At 27.1% G+C, this 3,145-nt stretch carries 3 protein-coding genes; all 3 read right to left on the reverse strand.

The annotated features are described in order from the left end of the window. Positions 1-470 precede the first annotated feature (470 nt). The 3 genes from K324_RS0109450 to K324_RS0109460 all read right to left on the reverse strand — a co-directional run bounded on the left by K324_RS0109450 (position 471) and on the right by K324_RS0109460 (position 3,036). Positions 471-1,103, reverse strand: a complete 633-nt coding sequence (locus K324_RS0109450) for a hypothetical protein (RefSeq protein ID WP_026748914.1) — start codon at positions 1,101-1,103, stop codon at positions 471-473. Next, positions 1,100-1,840 (reverse strand): ParA family protein, encoded by a 741-nt coding sequence (locus K324_RS0109455; protein ID WP_026748915.1) that lies wholly within the window; start codon positions 1,838-1,840, stop codon positions 1,100-1,102. The genes K324_RS0109450 and K324_RS0109455 overlap by 4 nt, the downstream gene beginning before the upstream one ends. A gap of 119 nt (positions 1,841-1,959) precedes the next feature. Then, positions 1,960-3,036, reverse strand: a complete 1,077-nt coding sequence (locus K324_RS0109460; RefSeq protein WP_026748916.1) for a replication initiation protein — start codon at positions 3,034-3,036, stop codon at positions 1,960-1,962. Positions 3,037-3,145 lie beyond the last annotated feature (109 nt).

A 3,145-nucleotide genomic window follows, 5' to 3' on the forward strand; every position in this document is an offset into this window, starting at 1 on the left:
AGCCATTTTTATTCCCCCTTTTATCAAAAAATGTTTCTACATTTTCCAATTTATTCTAATTATACTTATTTATAATTTTTTTTGCAAATCGTAGGTTTCTTGACTGTTCAATTTCTGCATCGGCCAGTCGCAATGCAAGAGGGCGAAGCCCTTTGCAAAGCTCCTCCATTCATTAAAAATGAATGGCTCGCCTGTCATTTTTTTCAAAAATTACTGTCGAGCTCTCAAACGCCGAGGGCTTTTCAGGCAAAAAAATGAGTTCGTAATGCGAGCGTTCCACTTCGCAAAACTGAATCATTTTTCTGCCAGTTTCATCTGAAAAAATTTAGTAAACATTTGTTGTTTCAATTAAAGCCAAAATTCAAAGTAAAAATAATTTATTTCCATATTAAAAGAGCAGCCTTTTAGAACTGCTCTTCATCATCACTACTATGAGTTTTTAATCTGTAAGTCATTGTCGCTATGAACTTTTAATTTAAAGATTTAATTTTTTCCTCAATATCTCTAATTTCTTCTCTTATCTTTTTTATCAAATGCTGTCTTTTTACTTTCTCTCTTGTTAAAAAAATTCTTTTTTCTTCTACATCTGATAATTTTATTGCTTCTTTCTGTTCTTCTATCTCTTTTAATTTTGAAGTTGGATTATCTGATGTAATTACTTCTATAATTTCAGTTTCTTTGAAATCATCTTTTTTTTGCCCTGTTAAAGTTTTTACAGTTCTGTTAGATAATGCCAAAACTTTTTCAGGCTCTTCAAGTCCCTTAGTTTGATATTTTAAGTATAAGGAATATTTTCTTATTGCTACATTTGCACTATCCCTATCTACACCTAATTTTTCTATCCATTTTCCAAAAAATCCATTTCCTTTATTTGAAAAAATTTGATTGGCTTCAAATATTGCTTTTGAATATTTAAAAATATGTTCCATTGACTTTTCTTTATGGAAAGTTATGTCGTTTTCATACTTTATAAGTTTTTCTTTTTCTATTCCTGATATCTCAAGTTCCTCATAATTTATATCATAAATACTTTCAACCTTTGCAACTGCTGGAACTTTTTTACTGTTAATTTTACTAAGATCTAGATTAAATTTTTTACTCATCTTATACCCTCTTTTTTCATTATTTCTTCTGCTAAGTTACTATAGTCTTTTGCTCCATTTGCATTTTTTGAATAATCAAATATTGATTGATGTGTAACAATGCACTCAGAAAGAGCTACATTTTTTCTTATTATATTTTTTAACAAATAATCTTTGTATTCTTCTTGCAACTGTTCCTGTATCTGATCTGACAATGCTGTTTTTTCTTTTCTAATTAATATAATTCCTGATATGTCCTTTCCTAATCCTTGTGTAAAATTAATCGTAGCATTAAGTCCTAAAAGTTCATTTATTCCAGGTAATATTACAGGATAAACGCTTGAAGTATAAATTGCGGAAGTTGTATAAGCATTAAATGCTGGAGCTGTATCAAATATTATAACATCATAATTTTCTGATAAATTTTCTAAAAACCTATCCAACAGTTGGTAATAATATGGCCCTTGATTTTTTAATTCTTCCATATCTCTTTCTGCTTCAGAGCCTGCACTTATTAAATGTAAATTCTCATTTAATATTTCAGGTTTAAATTTTTTTACTTTGTCAAGTAAATAATCTCCCAACGAAGAATTTAATTCATTAACATTTACTCCAAAATTTGTAGAAAGATTAAGCTGCGGATCTGTATCTATTGCCAAAGTCTTTAACCCTTGTTTTGCAAAATAGTGTGCCAAATTGAAAACAGTCGTTGTTTTACCACAACCGCCTTTATTATTTACAATTGCTATTTTTTTCATAATATCCTCCCTGAAATATATTTATCCTTTATTTTCAGTATAACACTATTTATGAAAAAAGCAAATTTTTTGTTTGTCAGTCACGACTGACAAACTGAATATATAATAATTTTCCCCTATTATTTTTTTATAATCAAATCCTCCGCCAACTCGATTATTTCTTGTGTAAAATCATTTTCATCAATGTTATAAATAGCTTTTAATTGCATATTCATATTTTTTATCTCCTCTATTTTTTGAGGATATTTTTCAGTTAATTTTTTGAATTGTATCTTATCTTTTAGTCCTGTATATATCGCTTCCAAATTTTCTATTGTTTCTGTATTTTCATTAATTTTATCCCTTATTTTTTCTCTTAAAGTTTTTTCTTTTTCTTGTTTCGGAATAGCTTCAATTATTCTTGATTTTCTTTCTAGAACTGTCCTTGTTTCTTCTTTCTTTTTTGGTTTTCTAGGTTTACTCAAAGGAATTGGATTATTATTAACTTCTTCTTCATTACCTGCTACAATATCTACTTTTTTCTCAGTAGAGAATTTAAACTCAAATCCAGTAACTCGGCTTCTTCCCCGTCCACCAGAAAAACCATATTTTTTTTCAATTTTCAAGTTGTATTTTTCTCCTAACTCTCTCATAATTGGCTTTAAAACACGAGTATCAATATTAGTTATCTTATAATTTTCAGGAATATCCATCAAATACCTAAATTCATCAATACTACATCTCCAAAATCCTGTTTTTCTAAATTGTTTCATTCTACGATAAAATTCTTTTACATAACTAGACTTTAAATTCACAAATTCTTCTAACTCAAATCTAGTCCACTCTTTATTAAAATCATTAAGTAAAAATCTAAAATCCTCATTTAAAGAAATCATTAATATCTGTTCATCTAAATTTATTTTAAAAGTTTTAAAAATTGCCATTTGTACAATTGTATTATTTTCTCTGTATGTATAGTTCAATGATAATAATTTTTTATTAACATTCATAATCGTGTTAGTAAATTCTTTTACAGTCATATTTTTTTCAAGCATTATTAATTTTTTCAATTCATAAAAAGAGTATTCAAGAACATCTGTACCTTTCTCTTTAAGTTTATGAAAAAACGTTACTAATAAATTTAATTCTTCTGACGAAAAGTTTCTTAATGCCTGATTATTAAAATCATTATTATATTTCACAATCTCATTTCCCATTTAAAATTCCTCCTCAAAAATCATTATACCATATTAAAAATAACACTTCAATAAAAATGTTGTTTTTAATCTCCCAAAACGATACTTTTAATTCCCAAAATGTTGTTTT

It is taken from the genome of Leptotrichia trevisanii DSM 22070, assembly GCF_000482505.1.
GTDB lineage: Bacteria > Fusobacteriota > Fusobacteriia > Fusobacteriales > Leptotrichiaceae > Leptotrichia > Leptotrichia trevisanii.